Genomic DNA, 22,241 nt, shown 5'->3' with positions numbered 1-22,241 from the left:
GTCATGCTTTTCATGTAAAGAATAGCTCGAAATGTCGCTGTTTGCGTCAATCAGACCTCTGCTTTCGATGAATGTAGAGACGTTGTATACAACGTCTCTACAAGGGTTCGTCTAATGATATTAAGGAAGTTTGATGTTGTATGATTCGCAAATCTCCCGCAGTTCTCGCCTGTAGCGTTCTCTGATGTTCTCAGGCGCTACAATCACGCAATCTTCGCCGTAGCGTCGGATTTCACGAATTAACCAAAAGGGATTAACTACTTGCCGCACGACTTGGCGAATCTCGCCTAAGACTTCGTTTTCTACGTCTTCGGTTTTTGGTTCATAAGCGTTTGCTAACCATTCTTTAAAGTGTAAATACACTTTAATGGAATCGAAACTTCCGCGCCAGATATCTGAGATTGGTTGGATGTCTTGAATGCGTTCAAATCGTAAGCAGCGGTTATGGCAAACCTCTGGTAAATCGGGGTTTTCCGCCAATGCGTCGGCTGTTTCTTCGCACCAAATTTGTAAGTAGAATCGTTTTTCGTAGAAGCGGACTTCTGCATAACGGACGGTGAACTCTAAATTTTGGTTTTGTGAGTTGCGATATTTCAAGCGAAAAGGCTGTTTAGCGTTGATGAGTTGGTCAATGCGATCGCGCCAAGCTTGAATCGGCTGAGTCTGCTGTTGCAGCAAGGCTTGACGGATGGGTGCTTCCAAATCGCCTTGATTCAGCAAAAGTGTAATTATAATTTCGGCATCCTTGATTTGACCTGCATCAATTAGCAGTTTAGTGGCTTGCCGTAAGGCGTTCACCTGCTGCTCGTCAAGGCTTAAAGCTTCTCGACCGACTTGGAGTTGTTGTTGCGCGATCGCAGCTACCAACCCCGATGGGCTGGGACTTTTGCCCCAAAAGATTCCTAGACGGCGTGCGATCGACTCTAGTTGCTCTTTGGTTCTTGGTGGAACTGAAAGTGTAAGTGCTTCTTTTTTGCGAGACATTTATAAAATATACATTGATTTTTGAAATTGATGTGCTATTCTATATTTATTGTAAATGTAAAAGCTTAATTCTGAATGCCGAAAGTATCCCAGAGCCTTATGGAAATTCCCCTTTCCATCGGGAGCATATACTTCTAATAACTAAAGCTCACCCTAATTTTTCAGTTATGTCTGATTACAGCATTACTCTTAAACCTGTATATTCCCGTCTTGCTGATGTACTTCCTGAAGGAGTAACCTTACCTCCAAAATGGTCTTCACTTTCATGGCATCAAGTCGCCACCTTTGCAGCACTACAAGACCCAAACATTGATGTTATATTTAATACAGCAATGACTGGAGATGGGAAGAGTTTAGCGGCTTACCTTTCTGCAATGACAAAGCGTACTTCAACTTTAGCCATGTACCCTACAAATGAACTGGCGCGAGATCAAGAAAAGCAGGTGCAAAGCTATAAAACAACATTTAAGCCTGAAAATGATCCGCAAGTTTATCGTTTAAATGCAGCTATTCTTGAGGATTTTATTGAAACGAAAAAACTGTCTTCAAAATTAGCAGGATTAATCGATCGCGCTGATAATTCAGAAATTTTGTTGACCAATCCTGATATCTTTCACTACATCCATGATTTCCGCTATCTGCGCCGAAACAAGGAGAGAAAAGGAGATAATGCCGATCGCTTATTTTCCAAAATTGACAACTACTACAACTTATTCATCTTTGATGAGTTTCATATTTTCTCATCGCCACAGATTACTAGTATACTGAATGCGATGCTATTGATTAAGCATACTTTTCCGGGGAAAAAGTTTCTCTTTCTCTCGGCTACACCCAACGATTTATTGCAAGAGTTTTTGTCACGTTGCGGACTCAGATATTATGCCATAGATCCTGTAAAGCAAGATGCTTATCGGTTCTCCCCTGCTGATAATTGGCGGCAGATTAGTTATCCGATTAATTTGAGCTTTACCCAAAATTTAGAGCCTAATTTACGTTCTAGTTATGACTGGATTTTAGAGAATGCTGAAACAATTATTTTAAAGTTTTTTCAGGATCATCCGGGAAGTAAAGGTGCAATTATTCTTAATTCCATTGCTTCTGTGAAAAAGTTAGTAACTAAACTAAAGGCGATTTTTGCACCTTTAGGACTGAAGGTAATGGAGAATACAGGCTTGACAGGCGAAACTGAAAAATCTATGTCAGTCGAGAATGCCGATCTACTTGTTGGTACATCTACAATTGATGTGGGAGTTGATTTTAGGATTAATTTCTTAGTATTTGAAGCGGCTGATGCTGGCAACTTTATTCAACGCTTTGGTCGATTAGGCAGACATAAAGGGTTTGATATCTATCAAGCTTATGCTTTGTTACCTAACTTTATTATAGAGCGATTGTTTGAAACTGATAAACATCCGTTAGAAAATGGGGAAACTTACGATCGCATCACTTTTTCTAATACTATTCGCGATCATTACGGTCATCTAAATCAGTTTCGGCAATATCCGAAGCGGTGGGGTGCAGTTCAGTCAGCTTGTGTGCATTTGGAGTTAGAGAAAAATTTTCAAATGCGACAAGGCTATCCTGAAGCAGCTGAAGGGTTTGCTAGTGATATCGAAAGTGCTTTGGGAGTGACTATTAAACAAATGAGAGCACAGCTTTTTCGCTGCATGGAAAAAGAGAAAAAGAAAATTATTGAGGAGGCTAGAAGTTTTCGAGGTATCAGTCAGCTAGATTGTGGGATTTATGATGCGACTAATCCTGATGAACCTGAGAAAGAACGGTTTAAAACTTACAATCTTCCTAGTTTGCTCAGTAACTTTTATTTTGAGTGGATGGAAAAAGCAGATTTTATCGAACAAGCCAAGAAATTAAGGTTAGGAATCAGCCGTTTTGATAAAGCTTTGTGTTATCTGAAATTGACTGGATATCGAGAAGTTAGGGAAGATTGGCAGTTTTATTGTTCACGGGATGATCTGCGTGAGATTGCTAAATCTGGCAAGGTGCAAATTCTCAAAGGTTTAGAGGTTACTGGGGGCAGCAATGATATTAGTAAGGCTTTATCTAGGCGGAGTTTAGTGTGTTTTATTTCCGATCGCGATCGCGCTACTTTGCGAGCTAAATGTGGATTGCCGATTCATTTTCAAGCTTATGGATTGAGCGATCGCTTTAATGGCAAACCAGATTACACCATTGCTTTTGGTCGATCGGCATTACTACTGGAAACGCTAATTTGGCACTGGAAGCCACAGCAGGATGAAGGATGGATTTGTTAGAAGCACTTGCAGCGATCGAATGCAGCGCACAGTCGAAACCTAGAGGAGGACGAGAAATGGATTTGTTAACAAGAATTTTGAGGAGAAAGGGTTTTGCCCGAAATCAGAAGGCGACAGTGTTTCAATCCCTAAGAGGTATTAATTTAAGTATTTCTACTTATGCAGTACTGAACTGCGCTCCTTTCTCCATATATATAGGATACACAATTTTGTCCCCGCCCATAATCTGATGGCTACAGTAACTCTTTAATCATAAGGCTACAGTAACCTTGACAATGAGGTAAGGTGGATGACATCATAGTGAAAACTAACCTCAAGAGGCTTGTTATGGAAATTAATCTCAGCGACAAAGATGTAGACCAAATGCCAGAACCATTACGCACTCGATTTCTCAACTGGCTGACTGAACATCTGAAAACCAAGAGCTTAAATTCGGCTAAATTACAAGTTTTTCAGCAGTCGAGCGAACCTAAAGCATTGCCCACTCAGTTAAGTTTCAATTTTGCAGATCAAACTTTAGAGGAAAAAACAGAAAGCTCTCGTGTAAGACTTACTGAATTATTTGATGCAGGTATTACTAAGCGAGGAATGGCTCTTCGAGTCAAGCTAAAGAGGGAAATAGCAAAAAAACGAGGTCGTGACTATATCAACGGGTTAGAAATTTCTGCAACAGGAACAATTATTTTTAACGGACATGAGTTTGATAAACCAAGTCCTTTAGCAGCACAAATTAACGGAAGTTCAGCCAACGGTTGGGAGTACATTGAAATTAAGAAGAATGACAAGTGGATTCTTTTAGATGAATTACGCGAAATTTGGAGAAAAACAAATGACCAGGGAAAATTTGCTGCATAGAATTTCGATCGATCCAAATATCTGTTTTGGTAAACCTTGTATTCGTGGACATCGAATTTGGGTTTCGTTAATTCTCGATCTTTTAGCTGGTGGAGAAACAATTGAGACAATTTTAGAAGAATATCCTGGTATAGAAAAAGAAGATATTCTGGCTTGTATTGCCTATGCTGCTGAAATGACAAGGGATGCTTATGTAGAAATTCCCATTAAAATTCAGCAGGAAACAAGCCAGTGAAAATCAAACTTGATGAAAATCTTGGTAGTTTGAGGGTTGCTACCAGATTACGTTTAGCAGGACATGATGTAGCAACAGTTAGAGAACAAGGTTTAATTTCAGCACCAGATTTTGAACTAATTAATATTTGCCGCGATGAAGGTAGATGTTTAGTTACTTCAGATCGAGGATTTGGAAATCGTCTACGGTTTAATCCTGCCAATTACCCAGGAATTATAGTAATTCGTGTGCCATCTCGCGCTAGTTTTGAAGACTGGCGAGAAGCTATCGAAACATTAATTCTGGGATTAGAAGAAGCAGATGTAACAGGTAAGTTGTGGATTATCCGACAGGGAAAAATTCAAGAATATCAATCAATTGAACAACAAGGGACAGAACAATGAATGAGGACGATCTTTATCAATGGTTGCATTCAGAAGATGAAGAGGAAGAAACAATTGAAAAACCTGAGCTTTTGACAATTAAATTGTTTAAAAAAGCAATTTTAGAAACTGAGGGAAATGAAGGCGATCGCATCCTAGAATCCTTTGCAGAAAACGTCCTACCGAATTTAATTAAACAGTTAGTAGGAGCAACAGCCAAAGGCGGTCAATTTACTGAAGAGATGCGATCTCAAGGAAAAAATGTCGAGCGCAGTAAAGAAGATCAGTCATTTATTTCTCATTTGCTTAATGGCTTATTTCCCACTTATCGAATCTTGAAAACACTCAAGACAGAGACAGCAGAAACAAACCCAGTAAAACGCAATTGCCACGAGATTGAAATTGCCTTGTTTATCGCTTCTTATATCCTGCACGATTTTGATAAGTTTCCCGATTATCGTAAGTGGTTAGAAGATAACGATCCTGATGGCAGATTTCAAAACCGAGATTGGCGAAAAGACCCACCTCATAAAAACGAAGCGCCTAATTTTGCACGCGATTATGTAGCAAAGAAAATCCGAGATTTTAGTTTGGATTCTCTATTAGGTGAAAACTGGCAATCTCACATTGATGATATCGTGTGGATGAGCAGTAACGCTGGAGTCAAATATGATAGCGATCGCGGTCTGGAAATTCGCGGATTACAACCTAAATTAGATGGTAGAATCAGAGAAACTATCGCAAATCTCCTGCGGCTTTCAGATTTATTCGCTTCAGTTGTTAAGCATCCCATTAATATAGAAATAACGAAAGAAGAAACTAGCGACAAGAAAGAGAGTTTAGCTGAAATATTGGGTAGCATTAGCAATCATCAATTAAAGTTTAGCTATCACTCGCTTTCAGATAATCGTGGTGTATTAACCAACATCATTAATAATGCGTTAATGGATGCTCATCCTAGTGAGTTTTACACGCCATTATTGTACTTACCAGATGGTGTAGTTTATCTAGCTAAAGTTGATGCTAATTCCATCAATACTAATGATATTCCTAATCAAGTTATTGCTAAAATCCGTAGTCTTTGTGCGGAAAGATTAAAGCAAAAAACCACAGGATTTAGTCGTGATGGTAAAGGTTTTAAATTTGCTGATTACTATTGGCTATTCTTTGATACGATTAAGTTAATGGAAGTGAGTATTGAAGCAGCTTGCCGACTCATTCCCAGTACTAAACCTTCCTCAGCTAAAAAACGTAGTGATAGCTTAGTTAAATTTCAATCTGAGGGTGATTTACCCAGTGAATTAAAAGTTGAATTTGCTGATGATTATCGGATCGATCGCCTTGCCGAATTTGGAGATATTCTTTGTCGAGGGATTTGGGAAAAGTGGCGCGATCGTTTCGAGAATTCCCAAAAAGAATTACCAAAAGCTAAACGTCAAACTCTACCGGAGTTAGACTTAACTCAAAAACTAGCTGAACACTTAGGTTTAGCTGATGAAATACCTGCAATTACAGCTATTCAATCACTCAAAAAAACAGGCGGTGTTCCACTCGATTGGTATTATTTAGCTGCACGATATATTCAGAGTAAAGGGTTAGATGATGGTGAACTTCGTGACAGAATGACTGGTATGGTTAAGTATGCAGCTAGTATCATTAAACCATTTCTAGAAGAGTTTACACTTCCCGATGGTTGGAATGATTTACGAACTTATGTCAGTAGTATTGTTTCATTACCAACAGGAGCAGTTGTTAAACCAAAAGCCGATCCATTTTTAGTTGAACTAAGTCGCTACAATGCTGCCAAAATTAATGGTAGAGGACGAGAAAATGTTTGTGCAATGTCTAGTTCTTCCTACACTGTAACTGAACAAATGGAAGCGGCAACTTTATTTACTCCCCAAGTTTACAGTAACCGCCAAATTTTATTTAATGCACAAGCAGCCAAACGTCAAATTTGCTCAATTTGGTCAATTGAGATTATGTTGCGGCAAATTTTGATGAATCAAACTAATGCTACAGGAGGTGATTTTGAAAGTCGTAAATATCGCTATCTCTATCTTTATCCCACTTACTTCTTTACACCGGAAACTAATAAGTTTCTGCAAAAAGCTTACAGTTGGATTGCGCGAACTCGATTTGATGCTGATATTCGCAAGCATTTAATTAACGATCGACAAGTAGCTAAGTTTACCCTTGACAACTATCAAAAAGTTGATTCATTATTGATGCAGGAGAATTTGCAAGCTGAAGACGATCGCACCTTCAAACTGAGCTATCCAGATCATCAACCCTTAACATTTTTCTTCTTAGCATTGCCACCGGGAAAAGATGCAACAGATACCGAATCTTGGGTAATGCCAGCTTGGTTAGCATTAGCTTTACCACTAATTTTAGATGTGAAAACTGTTGCTTCAGAATCACCAGTACCACCTTATATTAGTGGTGCTGATTTTGAAAAAACAGCTATTTTAGATGGCGAACATCAAGCAATTAGTTCTTTAATTAAGCAAGATGAATACCGCTTAGATAGTATTCTGCCAAAGACTCAGAAATTTTCACCACTTAATGCTCTCAGTGCTGCTTATTGCATTCATTTAGAGGTTAATCGGAAAAAAGACGGTAATCCTGATTGGGGGAAATTATCAGATTTAGCACGAGATCTAGAAACCAGTCCTCTTTATGTTTTCCACTACCTAACTAAATTAGTGCGTAAATTGGACTGGGATACAGCACCAATACCAAAAATCAAACTTTACCTGTATTTTTACTACTGTTTTGATCCTGAAGGAGAAGACATGAATCAACTAAGAGAATTAACTCGCCTTTATCGCTGTTTTTATCGAGCAAAAAGTCAATTTGCTAAACCTAATGCTGTTTTAAAACCGATTGATGAAGCAGCAGATGTGATTTTGAAAATTGATAAAGCTTTGGCAAGCGATACTCAATCTTTGACTGATGTAGTTGCAGCCAGAATTGCTAAATTAATGACGAATGTACGCCGTAGAACAGCAGAGGGTAAACCCACTCTGGCATTCGTAGATGGTAAATGGAAACCAGCCTTAAATTCTGAAGAAGAACGACAAGCAATTTATGAATTTGCTCAGTTCTTTGTTAAGGAAATTTTTGAGGAGACATTTAAAGGCGATCGCGCCCGTCTAGCAGGAACCCAACTTAACTTAATTCGGGACACCTGCGACTATCTTTATCGTCTAGAAGAAGATCGAGAACGGCAAAACATTAAACAACCTGAACCGGAAGAAATACCTGAATTAGAAACAGAAGTTGTTTGAGGGATAAGCTACCGAGTACCAGAAGATTTAGAACCGCTAATGCGGATTCTGATTAAAGCTTTAATAGGGTAGTTCACCCATTTCCACCAAATTCACACATTTACTGAGAGAAACAAAAATGAACTTTCTAAAAACAGTTGATTCCAAGCATTTTCATTCTGAAATTCCTGCTAAACCGATGGGTAAGTATGCTCATTTCATTACTGTTCGAGTTACTGAATCCTATCCTCTGTTTCAGACTGATGGAGAATTAAATAAAGCCAGAGTTCGTGCTGGAATTCAACATGGAGAAGCTATTAGCCGTTTAGCAATGTTTAAGCGGAAACAATCAACTCCTGAACGTTTAACTGGACGAGAATTACTCCGTAATTATCAAATCGGTGATTGGGAAAAGTGCGACTATAACGTTGAGTTTAGTAAGACAACTCCTGATTGTGTTCTTTATGGTTTTGCGATCGGAGATGCAGGTTCGGAAAAATCAAAAGTTGTTGTTGACACTGCTTACTCAATAACTTCTTTTGATGATTCACACTTGAACTTTACCCTTAATGCACCGTTTGAAAATGGTACGATGAGCCGTCAAGGTGAAGTTACTAGCCGCATCAATAGCCAAGATCACATTTTGCCACAAGTGTTTTTTCCTAGCATTGTGACGCTCAAAGATCCAACTGAAGCCGGATTTTTGTATGTTTTCAACAACATTTTAAGAACTCGGCATTATGGCGCACAAACTACTCGTACAGGTCGTGTTCGTAATGAGTTAATCGGTGTAATTTTTGCAGATGGAGAGATAGTTAGTAATTTGCGTTGGACACAAAAGATTTACGATTTGATGATGGAAAAGAACCAAATTCAACTACCAGATCCGCTTAATGAAGATGATGTTTTAGTTGCTGCTCAAGAAGCGATCGCTCAACTTATAGCTGAAGAATTTATTCCTCATACTGATTTTATTGGTGATGCACTCAATCCACTTTTATCAGAAGTGAAAGGAATTACCAGCGATGAAACGCAACTCAAGGCTATGTTGAATCAAGCAAATACAGAATCAACAGCTTATGCCCAAAAACACATCTTTAAGTCAACTGAAAAAGCTAAAAAAGGCAGTAAAAAAGCAGCTGCCAATGTAGCGGAGTAGAGACTATGACAATCATCTATCGCTGCATTTTAGAACTTCACGACAGCCTATATTTTGCTACTCGTGAAATTGGGAGATTGTACGAAACAGAACCAATTTTACACAACTACGCTCTCTGCTACGCATTGGGATTAGTAGATAGTGAAACTTACTCTACTACTGTTTCTGAAGAACATTCTTATCGTTACTTTTGCCCCGAACAAGTTCCTAAATATGAGGAACATTTAACACCGCTTAATCAGCAGGGAATTTATGTGACTCCAGCAAGAGCAGTTAATCATGCTGCTATTCTCAACACTTGGAAATATGCTAATAACAATTACCATGTTGAGATGGAGAAAACACAGAAAAATATTCCCAGCTTTGGTAGAGCAAAAGAAATTGCGCCAGAGAGTGAGTTTGAGTTCTTTATCATTTCGGAAAGAACTCTAAAACTACCAAAGTGGATTCGTTTGGGTAAATGGATGAGTAAGGGTGAATTAACACTTTCTGAACTTCCAAAACCTAAACGACATCAAGGGGGAGAATTTACTTTTCCTTATCCTCTCAATCCGCTTGATGTGATGTTCACTAATCAAGTATTGAGTTATGACACTATTAATATGCCGCCTGTGAGTTTAATTCGCAATGTGCGGATGAGAGGAGAATATTACACTTTTGAAGGAATGAAAGATAGTCTGAAAATTCCGGCGCGGATGCAGTATCGTTTTAGGAATTAATTAGAGATCTCCAAAAAAGATTGTAGAGACGTTGTATACAACGTCTCTACAAGGATTCCAGGTAGCGCACCTTTAATTTCTGGAGAGCCATTGCTAACACTTTTTAACTAACTAAAACTCCATGCCTCATAGCCTCATTCTCACCCTAATTCCCCAATCTCCGATTCCTCCGGGATACTTGAAAGGTAAACATCTTCATGCTTTGTTTTTAAACTTGGTAAGTTCGATCGATCGCACTTTGGGCACCCATCTCCATGACCAAAAAACTGACAAAGCTTTTACCCTTAGTCCCCTGCAAATTGGTCATCCTAAAACTACTGATTTTATCTTACAAAAGGAACACAAATTCCCCATTAAAGCGGGGACTCCTTGTTGGTGGCGCATTGCTTTGTTAAATGATTCCTTATTTGGCAATCTCACCAAACTTTGGTTAAATCTTAATCCCGAACAACCTTGGCATTTAGGCCCAGCTAATTTACAAATTACCAGCATTTTGGGTACTCCTCATAGTGATTTCCCTTGGGCAAATTACGCTACTTATGCCGATATTTATGCCCAAGCTTCTGAAGAAGAACGGCAAATTAATTTGGCTTTTTGTACGCCGACTGCGTTTCGGCAAATGCAATTTGATACGGCTTTACCTACTAGGGATTTGGTGTTTAATAGTTTGCTGCGAAAGTGGAATCAGTATAGCGGAATTGAGTTTTTTTCAGACTTAATTGAACCAATTTATCCTAGTTTTTTTGATATTCACACTGAAATAATTGACGATGCGCGAAGCAAGTTTATCGGGTGTGTGGGAGTGATGAATTTTCGGATTTTAGGAGAAGTTGAACCTGTGAAAATTAAACAAATTAATGCTTTGGCTGACTTTGCTCTTTATAGTGGCATAGGACGGAAAACACCGATGGGAATGGGTATGGTAAGGAGGTTTAATCATGCAAAATGATTATATTGCGATCGCATCTCTAAATCAATACAGTTATTGCCCGCATCGTTGCTGGCGAATGTTTTGTGCGGGGGAATTTATTGATAATCAATACACCATTGAAGGGACTAGTTTGCACGAACGAGTTCACACTTTGGGGGACGGACAACGAGAGGAAGTTTGGCAAGTTCGGGCGATTTGGTTAAAGTCAGAAAAGTATGGATTAATTGGTAAGTCTGACTTAGTAGAAGAAAGCCAAGGTTGTTGGTATCCAGTTGAATATAAAAGAGGACACAAAGGCGAATTTGATAATGATGAATTGCAAGTCGCTGCACAAGCTTTGTGTTTGGAAGATATGACCGGAAAAACTGTGAGTAAGGGCTATGTTTATTATGCGAAATCTCGCCAAAGACAAGAGGTAAAAATTACTGGCCAATTGCGGGAAGAAGCGATCGCCACTATCCAGTCAGTCACCACACTTTTAGAAACCGGAAAAATGCCTTTACCAATTTATTCTAAGCGTTGTCAAGGATGCAGTTTTTACTCGCAATGTTTACCCCAAGTCGGGACAAAAATTAATCGCTATCAGGAGGCGAATTAACAGGAAAATGGGAACAATTTATATCACGCAAGAGGAAAGTTTTATCGGCAAAACTGACGAACGTTTGCAGGTAAAAGCCGAGAAAAAGACTTTGTTGGATGTACCTTTAATTAAGGTGGATGGTGTGGTGGTGTTGGGGCGATCGACAATTTCCCCAGCAGCGTTAATGGAATTGTTACAACGGCAAATTCCTTTAAGTTTTCTCACCGCAAATGGTAAGTATTTGGGACGTTTGGAACCGCAGTTAACCAAGAATATTTTTGTGCGATCGGCCCAATGGAAAGTTATGCAAGAACCATCAAAAGCTACTCATATTGTTCGAGGTTTCGTGCGCGGGAAATTGAAGAATTATCGTAATAGTTTCCTTCGCGCTCAAAGAGAGAATGAAACCTTGAATTTGCAGGATGCAATTACCAGATTAGAACAAGTAATTGCACCGATTGACAAAACCGAAAGCATTGATTCTTTAAGAGGTTTGGAAGGTGCGGGAAGTGCGGCTTATTTTGGCAGTTTTGATAAATTAATTCGCGCTGAAGGTTTTAGTTTTGAATCTCGTCGCCGTCGTCCTCCAACCGATCCAATTAATGCCATGTTGAGTTTTGGTTATGCTTTGTTAGCGCATGATTTGCAAAGTGCAGTTAATATTGTCGGCTTCGATCCTTATTTAGGATATCTTCATACGGAACGCTATGGACGACCTTCTTTAGCGTTAGATTTGATGGAAGAATTTCGATCTTTGGTGGTGGATGCTGTAGTTTTAGCGGCGGTGAATAAGCGATCGATCTTACCCAAAGATTTTACTACAGAACCGCTGAGTAATGCCGTGCGTCTTACCGATGAAGGATTGCGAACTTTCTTAAGATTGTACGAACAAAAGAAACAATCAAAATTCACACATCCAGTGTTAAAAAAACAACACACCTATCAAGAAACGTTTGAAATTCAAGCCCGTCTTTTAGCGAAATATCTGATGGGTGAAACGCAACTTTATCCACCGTTGGTTCTTAAGTGATTGGGGATTGGGGACTAGGTACTGGGTACTGGGGATTGGGGTGCGTTTTCCAATCGTTAGATCCCCCCCAGCCCCCCTTAAAAAGGGGGGAGAAAGAGGTTCAAAGTCCCTCTTTTTAAGGGGGATTTAGGGATCAGAAAGAACGAACGCACCGATCGCAAAACTCAAGGAGAAAGAGGTTCAAAGTCCCCCTTTTTAAGGGGGATTTAGGGGGATCTCCAATGTGTTGCATTCCTTTTTAATTGATATGAAATAGGAATTTTCTCATGCACGTTGTTGTTGCTTACGATATTTCAGATGATAATCGACGCACGAAAATTCACAGCATTCTTAAATCTTATGGTCAGTGGATGCAGTTTAGTTTGTTTGAATGCAATTTGACTGATACTCAATATGCTAAACTGCGATCGCGCCTCAAAAAAAAGATTAAGCCTGACCAAGATAGCATTCTGTTCTACTTTCTCTGTGCTTGCTGTCACGGTAAAGTAGAAAGAATTGGCGGGGAAAAAGTACGCGATGAATCGATTTTCTTTGTTTAAATGCGCGGATGGGTGGGTGTTCGTTTTGGTGGTGGGTATGAAATTGGCTCAAATGCTTTTACCGCAAGGTTTTAACCACTCATCTACCCTGTTTCCAATCCGCGAACTCTCCAAAACCTTTGTCTGACTAGGTTTTCTGCTATGTTTACAATTCTTGATTTTTCAAGTTACTGGTTTCGATGTTATAATTTTTTTCATTCGCGGTATAGCACCTTGAAAACTTCATATATTCTACTTTTCGGGTTTCCGCAGACGGAAAAAACATTAATCCCTATCAGGGATTGAAACATCATGCTGAATTTAAGAGGACAGCATGACATGACCGACGGAAAAAACATTAATCCCTATCAGGGATTGAAACTATTAATTAATTCAAAATGGGAATAAAAGTAACAAGACGGAAAAAACATTAATCCCTATCAGGGATTGAAACAATCGCAAACTGGCTACTATCGTAATCAAAATTTAAAGACGGAAAAAACATTAATCCCTATCAGGGATTGAAACGCATTGGCATCAAGAATAAAATTGCGTTTGATACCGACGGAAAAAACATTAATCCCTATCAGGGATTGAAACTACAGCTTATCCAGATTCAATCATAAGCCGATAATGACGGAAAAAACATTAATCCCTATCAGGGATTGAAACGCTGTAGTTCCCCCCAAGACTTCACTCCCCAAGTACTAGACGGAAAAAACATTAATCCCTATCAGGGATTGAAACTTTTAGAATTATGGATGATAATTTTAATACTCAAACGACGGAAAAAACATTAATCCCTATCAGGGATTGAAACAATTAATAACCAGTTGACGTTGTTGCCAATCTTGACGGAAAAAACATTAATCCCTATCAGGGATTGAAACTAAGTAATAAGCATCTCTAGCCTTTGCGTAGTCCAGACGGAAAAAACATTAATCCCTATCAGGGATTGAAACCCTGGTAGCCCGCAACAAGCCGCTTTGCAAATCGGGACGGAAAAAACATTAATCCCTATCAGGGATTGAAACGCCGAGTAAACAATTTAAAAACCAGGGGGAGAAAGACGGAAAAAACATTAATCCCTATCAGGGATTGAAACTACTGGGTAGAAGCCGCGCCGGACATCGTGAATTGACGGAAAAAACATTAATCCCTATCAGGGATTGAAACAAATATTCCAACAGTTTTAACTTTTGATAAACATTTTGTTCAAGCTGGTGGTCAAAAAATGAGCATCCAAACCTACAATTCCACTAATAACATCTTTACCAACGACCAATAACAAGTAACCAATGATTAACAACTTATCTCTGTTTAATTACTACTAATGTAATATCATCAAATACTTTTTGTTCATTGATATAACTCATCAGATCGTCAATCACAGCTTGACGAATTCCATCAGCTGAAAGATGATGATTTTTTTGCAGAATTGCATAAAATTTTTCTAAGCCATACAGTTCATTTTGCGAATTTACAGCTTCAGTAATACCATCAGTATAGAGTACAGCAACTTCTCCCGATCGCAAAGTAATTTCCACCTGTTGAATAAACGGTGTAATATCTGGTTCTAACCCTAAAGGAAAACCTAAGTCAAAAGTATCAATTCGTTCAATTTTTCCATTATTTCGCACCACAATTAACTCTTCATGTTGTCCACTTAAACGCATTACTCCCGCTTCATATTCCAACAGCGATAATGTCATATTTTTGGGGGATTTCATCCGATTAGTATTGCGGTAAATAATTTGATTCAAAGCATTTAAAAACTTTACAGGATCGGTTTCTTCTACTGTTAGTAAAGTTCGCACAGCCGTCTGTGCCATAATCATCACCACACCACTTTCTAACCCATGACCTGTAACATCTCCAATACCAATTTTAATTTTACCATTTTGTTGCAGAACATCGTAATAATCACCACCAACTTCATGAGCAGGAGCCATAAAACCAGAAATATCAAGTTCGGCAATTTGTTTAAGTTCTTCTTCTTTAGGTAAAATCATTTCTTGTAATTGTCTGGCTATTTCTAACTCAGCACTCATGCGTAAATTATCTGTTTTAAGTCGTTCATTTAAACGAGTAACTTCTTCGTTAGAGTAGCGTAAAGCCGTAACAATTTTATTAAAAGACTTCCCAATTTGACCAAGTTCATCTTTATTTTCTAGCCTGATATCTTCGCCAACAAAACCATTAGTCATTCGTTTAGCAGCTTCGTCTAAATGTTCCACCGTCAACATAACTGCTTTGTAAAAAGCGATCCAAAGATAAATCACAATTCCCGAAATTAGCAAAACAAAAATAACAATTATTTGCTGTCTTGTTCTCAAATATCTAATTCTAGTTTGTAAAATCTTATTTAAAGCTTGAGAAATTTTATTTTCTAATTTAGAACTTAACTTTAAAGTTTGGTCAGCTTGATGTATATAGTTAAGTGGTTGTGCATTGGCATAAGGACTAGTGAGAACATCAAGTTGCTTATTTAATTGTTTACTAGTGAGGAGCAGTTCTTGTAAATCTTGATTAAGTTTGAGTCGTAAATCTGGCGAATTAGACTGATTCAAAGCTACTTCTAAATTGCGCGATAATTCTTGAGTATAATCTTTTAATGAACCGGATAATTGCACTAGATTGCCTCTCTCTTCCGGTGTAATTTCTTGATTGCGATTAATACTATTACCGAGAATTTTAATTTCGATTAATGTTCTTTGAATTTGGGGAAGTTTGGCGAGAATAGCATCGCTGAAATAATAAGCATCTAAATAAGGATCTAAAATTAAATTGGAAGCCTCTCCAACTTTGGCTGTGAGTTCGTAAGTTTGGGCGATCGATCGATTATAAAAAACATTCTTAGTTTCTGGACTCCAAATTTGATAATTTTCTTGTAATTGCTCCCAGGTACTTTTGACTTCATTCAGCTTAGTAGTAGTTAGTAGCACATTTTTCCATTGTCGGTCTTTATTAATTAACTTTTGGAAAATTTCCCCAGTTCTTTGATTAGCATTTTTAAGCTTATTTTGATAAATTTCAGAATCAAAGTTATACTTTAACTCTTGCTCAATCAAATAACTTTCAAAAATAGCTTCTCTAAGTTCACGTAAAGGCTGTAAATACTTAATTCCATAAGTTTGCTTTTGAGTAAAATCAATCCGAATATTAGTTTCCAATAAAAACAAACACATCATTAAAGATAAAGGCAAAGCCAGTAACATGGTAATCAAAGTAAATTTTTGCGGATACTTCAATTGATTCATTAAATCAATAGCTGGTTTAAAAACTCTCTTCATACATTTACCTTGATAAACAAAACTAGTAAATTTAATTAATACTAAAAACCCAACAATTACCCTTTTATTTTGAACTACTGTAGAAACATTGCACGCAACGTCTCTACAGCTACAACAATTTTTGTTGCTCAAAATCAGATACTTCCATTCTAGAGCGCCAGCCCACTAGTGCATCTGGGCAGAAATTTCCCACCTGTTCCACTCCAAAGATGAACAGATGGGGGGATGGGGAGAAAAAACTGATTGGTTATTTCTGCCGCGCTGCACTAGCAACTTGCGTTACTATCAAAAACTACTTTCCTGGATATTTGGTGTCAAAAGTAGCGGCTGATATAAATTATTTTGATAATAAAGCCTAAAAGCTTTGATGCAGCCAGAGTTGTGCGTGTTGTATGTAATTTTTAGTACATTAGTTCTACTCTAAATCTAGGAATTATAAAGGTATGACACACTATATCTAGGGAGTACGGAATGTGGGTTATACGTAGCCAGAGTATCCAGATAACTATATGTGAATGAATAGCGAGAAATTATAAGTTTTTTTTATATATCTCAAGTAAATGTATAAAAATATCAACTAGTGAAATTACTTAGGAAAAAAAAATATATATTATATATTTGGATAGTTATTTTCACTGAAAATCTGTAAAAACACTCACATCACAACATGAATCAAGAAAACAAAGGCTTTGTAGGACTTCCAGTAAAAAATAGGAGAGATTGAAAAAAGTCATCCTTTTTTCTCAGACTACTATATATGCTGGCCCATTTTTCTAGTCCAGCAGAATAGCTGTGTCTGATTTCTCTCCTGAAACATATACCATTAATCCATTTTATTCCAATTTTTCTCCTACGAACAAACTCTTCCAAGGGACGCATTTACCTCATGAATAACGAATTTGTTGCCAACAGGCATAACGCTATTGTTGTTATCGATGCTGCTGTAGCTGATTATCAGACTTTGGTAGCGGGAGTAGATGGGACTTATGAAGTAATAGTCCTTGACCCGGCAAAAGATGGTATCTATCAAATTACGGAGATACTGGGTTCTCGCAGTGAGGTTTCGGCAGTACATATTGTTTGTCACGGTGCTCCTGGCTGTTTGTATTTGGGAAATGCCCAACTAAATTTGGATACTCTCAAAGACTATGGTTTGCAATGGCAAAGTTGGAAATCTACACAGTACGATCGCACTCTTTTACTCTACGGCTGTAACGTAGCAGCAGGGGATGCAGGCGAAGAATTTATCCAAAAACTGCATCAGTTAACCGGAGCAAACATTGCCGCAACTCGCACCTTAACAGGAAATTCAGCCAAAGGAGGCAACTGGGATCTAGAGGTAAAAATAGGCCAAGCCAATTCACTTTTAGCTTTTCAACCTTCAGTAACGGCAAGCTATCCGGGTATTTTAGCTATTGGAATTTCCCTAGCCATCTCACCGAGTTCGGTAACAGAAGATGGGGCTACCAACTTAGTTTATACTTTTAACCGCACTGGCGATCTCTCTACTACACTAACGGTTAACTTCAACGTTGGTGGTAATGCGATTTACAACACCGATTACACGGTTTCTAGTGGAAATAACTTTCAATTTGATAGCAATACTGGAATTGGTAATGTCACCTTTGCGGCTGGTTCTGATACTGCCACCCTCACCATTACACCGACTAAAGACACAGATGTTGAACCAGACGAAACCGTTGAATTAAGTTTAATCAGCAGCAACAATTACAATGTTGTCACTAGCGAGCCAGTCAAGGGAACCATTACTAATGACGATCAGCCCCCGGTATTAAAACTCAACCTCAACAGTACAGTTGACTATTTCACGGGTTCTACCCCTACGATCGTTGCTTCCCCTCTGACGATAACCGATCCTGATGGCGCAAACCTAGATGAAGCAAGCGTAGTTATCTCTACTAACTTTAATGCTAGCCAAGACAGTTTGAGCATTTCCGGTCAGACAGGCACCAGTGGTGTCGTTGATGGTCTGACTTGGAAATACAATAACATCACAGGTGTGATGACCCTAAAAGGCTCTGCTTCCGTTGATACATATCAAGATGCTCTCAGGAAAGTCACTTACAGCAACAGTAGCAATACACCTACCAAACTTCCCCGCTCAATTCAGTTCACCCTTGGTAGTAACCTAGCGAACCCTGTAAATGGTCACTTCTACGATTTTATTGATGCTCCAGCTATTAACTGGAATATTGCTCGTAGTGTGGCTAACAGTAAAACCCTCTTTGGTCTAAAAGGTTATTTGGTGACTATCACCTCTGAAAGCGAAAACTCCTTTGTTTCGAGTAAACTTCAAGGTCAGGGATGGATGGGAGCCAACGATAGTGTTCAGGAAGGAGAATGGCGCTGGGTAACAGGGCCAGAAGCCGGAACTTTATTTTGGCAAGGATTGTCCAATGGAAGTGCGGTTAATGGAAGCTACACTAACTGGCAACTTGGTGAGCCGAATAATTACGGTGTAAACCCAGGGGAAGACTATGCTCACTTCTTGCCCACTGGTAAGTGGAACGACTACGCTGCCAATAATACTAATATGAACGGCTACGTCGTGGAATACGGCGGAATGCCTGGAGATCCGACTCTGCAAATTACTGGAATCGCAACGGTTAATCTAAAACTCAACAATACTGCTCCTAGCTTGACAGGCAATGCTACTCTAGCTCCTGTAGACGAAGATACTGCTAACCCGCCTGGTCAAACTATTAGCAATTTGTTCTCTGGAAAAATCAGCGACCCAGATTTAGGCGCAAGTTTAAGCGGTGTTGCGATCGTCAGTAACACAGCCAGCTCAACCCAAGGAAAATGGCAATATTCCACTAATAATGGCACTAACTGGTATGACATTGGCACAGTCGGAGATGGCAGCACAGCATTAGCACTTTCAGCCAGTAGTTTGCTGCGGTTTGTCCCTGCTAGTAACTATAACGGTACTCCAACTGCTCTGAGTGTTAGGGCATTAGACGACAGCTACACTGCTGGTTTTACCAATAATGCAACTCCCATTAATGTTAATACCAGTACCAATGGTGGAACAACAGCAATTTCAGCTTCTACTAGTACCATTGATACCACTATCACTCCTGTCAACGATCCCCCAACGGTTGCCAATCCCATTGCCAATCAAAGTGCTACTAAAGGCAGTGCGTTTAGCTTTACCGTTCCTGAGAATACCTTCAAGGATGTCGATATTGGGGACACCCTCAGCTATACAGCCACACTGGATGATGGCAACCAACTGCCTAGTTGGTTGATTTTTGATGCCACTACCCGTACTTTCAGTGGCACTCCTACTAATAATGAGAATGTGGGCAACCTCAGTATTAAGGTAACTGCCAAAGATACCTCTAATGCTACTGCCAGCAATAGTTTTGTTTTAGCGATCGCTAATTCCAATAATACACCTAGCGTTATTTCTATCAACGATGTCACTCAATCTGAAGAAAATAACGGTACAACTAACTTCAACTTTACTGTTAGTTTAAACAATGCTAGCAGTCAACCAATCACCGTCAACTACACCACTCAAGATGGCACTGCCACTACCGCCGATAACGATTACACCAGTAATTCTGGGGTTCTTACTTTCGCTGCTGGGGAAACTCAAAAAAGTATTTCAGTTGCGGTTAATGGTGATACCAAATCCGAAGCTGATGAAACTTTTGAGGTGAAACTCTCTAACCCAACTAACGCGACTATTGCTGATGAAACTGGCGTAGGAACCATCAAAAATGATGACCAATTACCTGCACAATTATCTGCAATTTCTATCAGCAACGCTATTGCCCAAAATGAAGGTAATGGTGGTACTGTCACCCACACTTTTGAGGTATCCTTAAGCAATGCTAGTTCTCAACCAATCACTTTTGACTACAGCACTTCTGATGGTACTGCTACTTTTGCAGATGGCGATTACAACAGTTCTTCTGGGACTCTGAGTTTTACACCAGGGGAAACCAAAAAAACGATCGCTATTACTTCCCTTGGTGATTACAAATACGAACCCAACGAAACCTTCAATCTCAATCTCTCTAATCCGATCAACGCTACGATCGCTAATGGCACCGCTGTAGGAACCATCAACAATGATGATTCTCTCCCAGGAATTGCTATTGCTGATGTCATACAAAATGAAGGTGACAGTGGCACTACTAACTTCAATTTTGTCGTTACTTTATCTAACCCCAGCTATCAACCTGTAAAGGTTAACTACGCTACTACTGACGGCATTTCCATTGCCGGAAAAGATTACAATAGTGCTGTTGGTGTTCTCACTTTTAACCCAGGAGAAATCTTCAAAAATATCTCCGTCGCTGTTAATGGCAATACAGTTGTAGAAACCAACAAAAACTTCTTAGTTAACCTTTATAACCTCTTGAATGGGACGGTCATTAGTAACCGAGCGGTTGGCACAATTGTTAATGATGATACTTCAGTAGTTGACACCAATATCAACAAAACCGGGAAAGAAAATACGCTGACTACTTTCTCGCCTACTGATTTTACCAATTCTAATAATAAGTTCAGCAAAATAAAAATTGTTTCTCTTCCCAATAACGGTATATTGCTATTAGGTAACAGCAATGTCACCCTTAATCAAGAGATTCCCTTTGCTGAACTAATCAATCTCCGCTTTATTCCCGCTACTGGTTGGAGTGGTACTACTAGCTTCAATTGGCGTGGATTTGATGGTGCAAATTATACCACTGCTGATACTACTGTTAACCTAAGAATTAACCCAGTTAACAACACGCCTGTTGGTAATCTTGGGGTTAGCGATCAAAATGGCACTGTTGATTGTTTCTGCGATGAAATTATTCATCCTGATGTTAATAATTTGCCTGGTGTATCAGCAGAATTAAATGCCACTGAGCAGGTGCGATCGATTAATGACGACAACAATTTACTGTTTGGTACTAACAGCAACGATCTGCTTCAGGGGTCTGCTGATGAGGACTTATTGTTAGGAACAGCGGGTGACGATAACCTACTTGGTGGAAAAGAGAATGATTTGATTTTTGGCAGTAAAGGACGGGATTGGATTTGCGTTAACAAAGGTAACGACTTCGCTAACGGTAACGAAGATGACGACTTTGTGAACGGTAATCAAGGTGATGATACTGTGCGTGGTGGTCAAGGTAACGATTTCGTTCGTGGTGGTCAAGGAAATGACCTACTATTTGGGGACAGAGGCAATGATACCTTGGCTGGTGATAAAGGCAACGATACCGTGTTCGGCGGTGGTAGCGATGCTTTCAGCGATAACGAGCGCGATTTAATCTTCGGTGGTAGCGGTGATGATTTGCTTCATGGCAACACTGGCAATGACTCGCTGTTTGGCGAAGATGGGAATGATACTATCTACGCTGGTAAAGATGATGACATAGCTTGCGGTGATGCAGGAGACGATTTGCTATTCGGTGATTTAGGCAATGACAGTCTATGCGGTAATGATGGCAACGACACTATTTTCGGAGGTATCGGAGGTAATAATGGTAACGATACTGCCAGCGATGACGATGACATTTGCGGTGGTGCTGGCAATGATTTGTTGTTCGGCAATCAAGGCGCAGATTGGATTAATGGCGAACTGGGAGATGATACCCTTTATGGTGGTAAAGGAGATGATACCCTCATCGGTGGCGATGGCAACGACTTGCTTAGTGGTGATGTTGGTAATGACTCACTCATGGGAGGCAACGGCAGTGACAAATTTGTGTTAGTTGTTGGTCAAGGTAGTGATGTGATTACTGACTTCCAAGATGGGGTAGATTCCTTAGTTTTGTTGGGTAATCTAACTTTCCCACAACTGAGCATTGTTCAAAGCGGAAATAACACTTTGATTAGTTTGACTAGCAATAATCAATTGTTGGCAACTTTGAATGGCATTTCTGCTAATTTGATTACTCAGCAGGATTTTATTTTTCTGACTTGAGTTAACTTCAGAAAAATTCGAGTTTTTGACCAATTTTGTCGAACGTCTTGTTTAAGAAACCAGGTTTATCTTCTCCA

At 39.2% G+C, this 22,241-nt stretch carries 14 protein-coding genes and 1 CRISPR repeat array; of the genes, 12 read left to right on the top strand and 2 right to left on the bottom strand.

Features of this window, described 5'->3' with window-relative positions; genetic code table 11:
• Positions 1 to 120 precede the first annotated feature (120 nt).
• Positions 121 to 984 (bottom strand): WYL domain-containing protein, encoded by an 864-nt coding sequence (locus tag IQ264_RS12205; protein ID WP_193981056.1) that lies wholly within the window; start codon positions 982 to 984, stop codon positions 121 to 123.
• A 167-nt stretch (positions 985 to 1,151) separates the two neighbouring features.
• Here IQ264_RS12205 and cas3 point away from each other — a divergent pair, with 167 nt between their 5' ends.
• From cas3 to cas2, 11 genes are all read left to right on the top strand, one after another.
• Entirely contained in the window at positions 1,152 to 3,257 is a 2,106-nt protein-coding gene (gene cas3, locus IQ264_RS12200; protein WP_193981055.1) for a type I-D CRISPR-associated helicase Cas3', read from the top strand.
• 327 nt (positions 3,258 to 3,584) lie between these two features.
• Positions 3,585 to 4,112, top strand: a complete 528-nt coding sequence (locus tag IQ264_RS12195; protein WP_193981054.1) for a hypothetical protein — start codon at positions 3,585 to 3,587, stop codon at positions 4,110 to 4,112.
• A complete protein-coding gene (locus IQ264_RS12190) occupies positions 4,087 to 4,347 on the top strand; it encodes a DUF433 domain-containing protein (RefSeq protein ID WP_193981053.1) in 261 nt (86 codons plus the stop codon). Before IQ264_RS12195 ends, IQ264_RS12190 begins: the two co-directional genes overlap by 26 nt.
• A complete protein-coding gene (locus IQ264_RS12185) occupies positions 4,344 to 4,730 on the top strand; it encodes a DUF5615 family PIN-like protein (protein WP_193981052.1) in 387 nt (128 codons plus the stop codon). The genes IQ264_RS12190 and IQ264_RS12185 overlap by 4 nt, the downstream gene beginning before the upstream one ends.
• The gene (gene cas10d / locus IQ264_RS12180; protein WP_193981051.1) at positions 4,727 to 8,002 is read left to right on the top strand and encodes a type I-D CRISPR-associated protein Cas10d/Csc3; all 3,276 of its coding nucleotides are present in this window, start codon (positions 4,727 to 4,729) and stop codon (positions 8,000 to 8,002) included. Before IQ264_RS12185 ends, cas10d begins: the two co-directional genes overlap by 4 nt.
• A gap of 118 nt (positions 8,003 to 8,120) precedes the next feature.
• Entirely contained in the window at positions 8,121 to 9,140 is a 1,020-nt protein-coding gene (gene cas7d / locus IQ264_RS12175; RefSeq protein WP_193981050.1) for a type I-D CRISPR-associated protein Cas7/Csc2, read from the top strand.
• A 5-nt stretch (positions 9,141 to 9,145) separates the two neighbouring features.
• Positions 9,146 to 9,859 carry a type I-D CRISPR-associated protein Cas5/Csc1 gene (cas5d, locus tag IQ264_RS12170; protein WP_193981049.1) on the top strand — a complete coding sequence of 238 codons (714 nt, stop codon included), beginning with the start codon at positions 9,146 to 9,148 and terminating at the stop codon, positions 9,857 to 9,859.
• Positions 9,860 to 9,980: 121 nt separating this feature from the next.
• Entirely contained in the window at positions 9,981 to 10,808 is an 828-nt protein-coding gene (gene cas6, locus IQ264_RS12165; protein WP_193981048.1) for a CRISPR-associated endoribonuclease Cas6, read from the top strand.
• A complete protein-coding gene (gene cas4 / locus IQ264_RS12160) occupies positions 10,798 to 11,388 on the top strand; it encodes a CRISPR-associated protein Cas4 (RefSeq protein WP_193981047.1) in 591 nt (196 codons plus the stop codon). Before cas6 ends, cas4 begins: the two co-directional genes overlap by 11 nt.
• A 7-nt stretch (positions 11,389 to 11,395) precedes the next feature.
• Positions 11,396 to 12,400: a type I-D CRISPR-associated endonuclease Cas1d gene (gene cas1d, locus IQ264_RS12155; protein WP_193981046.1), complete on the top strand. Its 1,005-nt coding sequence runs from the start codon at positions 11,396 to 11,398 to the stop codon at positions 12,398 to 12,400.
• Between the two features lie 266 nt (positions 12,401 to 12,666).
• Positions 12,667 to 12,939 (top strand): CRISPR-associated endonuclease Cas2, encoded by a 273-nt coding sequence (gene cas2 / locus IQ264_RS12150; RefSeq protein ID WP_193981045.1) that lies wholly within the window; start codon positions 12,667 to 12,669, stop codon positions 12,937 to 12,939.
• 251 nt (positions 12,940 to 13,190) lie between these two features.
• A CRISPR array of direct repeats spans positions 13,191 to 14,094; the repeat unit is 37 nt; unit sequence GACGGAAAAAACATTAATCCCTATCAGGGATTGAAAC.
• Positions 14,095 to 14,228: 134 nt separating this feature from the next.
• Here cas2 and IQ264_RS12145 read toward each other — a convergent pair.
• Positions 14,229 to 16,211: a PP2C family protein-serine/threonine phosphatase gene (locus IQ264_RS12145; protein WP_193981044.1), complete on the bottom strand. Its 1,983-nt coding sequence runs from the start codon at positions 16,209 to 16,211 to the stop codon at positions 14,229 to 14,231.
• Between the two features lie 886 nt (positions 16,212 to 17,097).
• Here IQ264_RS12145 and IQ264_RS12140 point away from each other — a divergent pair.
• Entirely contained in the window at positions 17,098 to 22,164 is a 5,067-nt protein-coding gene (locus IQ264_RS12140) for a DUF4347 domain-containing protein (protein WP_193981043.1), read from the top strand.
• The last annotated feature ends 77 nt before the right edge of the window (positions 22,165 to 22,241 follow it).

Source organism: [Phormidium] sp. LEGE 05292, from assembly GCF_015207735.1.
Taxonomy (GTDB): domain Bacteria; phylum Cyanobacteriota; class Cyanobacteriia; order Cyanobacteriales; family Aerosakkonemataceae; genus Floridanema.
This window is presented reverse-complemented; position numbering and strand designations above follow the sequence as displayed.

Coding starts and splice junctions, on each gene's coding strand:
- IQ264_RS12140 (WP_193981043.1), top strand. CDS start 17,098: ATGAATAACGAATTTGTTGCCAACAGGCATAACGCTATTGTTGTTATC.
- cas4 (WP_193981047.1), top strand. CDS start 10,798: ATGCAAAATGATTATATTGCGATCGCATCTCTAAATCAATACAGTTAT.
- IQ264_RS12195 (WP_193981054.1), top strand. CDS start 3,585: ATGGAAATTAATCTCAGCGACAAAGATGTAGACCAAATGCCAGAACCA.
- cas2 (WP_193981045.1), top strand. CDS start 12,667: ATGCACGTTGTTGTTGCTTACGATATTTCAGATGATAATCGACGCACG.
- IQ264_RS12145 (WP_193981044.1), bottom strand. CDS start 16,211: ATGAAGAGAGTTTTTAAACCAGCTATTGATTTAATGAATCAATTGAAG.
- cas3 (WP_193981055.1), top strand. CDS start 1,152: ATGTCTGATTACAGCATTACTCTTAAACCTGTATATTCCCGTCTTGCT.
- cas5d (WP_193981049.1), top strand. CDS start 9,146: ATGACAATCATCTATCGCTGCATTTTAGAACTTCACGACAGCCTATAT.
- cas6 (WP_193981048.1), top strand. CDS start 9,981: ATGCCTCATAGCCTCATTCTCACCCTAATTCCCCAATCTCCGATTCCT.
- IQ264_RS12190 (WP_193981053.1), top strand. CDS start 4,087: ATGACCAGGGAAAATTTGCTGCATAGAATTTCGATCGATCCAAATATC.
- cas10d (WP_193981051.1), top strand. CDS start 4,727: ATGAATGAGGACGATCTTTATCAATGGTTGCATTCAGAAGATGAAGAG.
- cas1d (WP_193981046.1), top strand. CDS start 11,396: ATGGGAACAATTTATATCACGCAAGAGGAAAGTTTTATCGGCAAAACT.
- IQ264_RS12205 (WP_193981056.1), bottom strand. CDS start 984: ATGTCTCGCAAAAAAGAAGCACTTACACTTTCAGTTCCACCAAGAACC.
- cas7d (WP_193981050.1), top strand. CDS start 8,121: ATGAACTTTCTAAAAACAGTTGATTCCAAGCATTTTCATTCTGAAATT.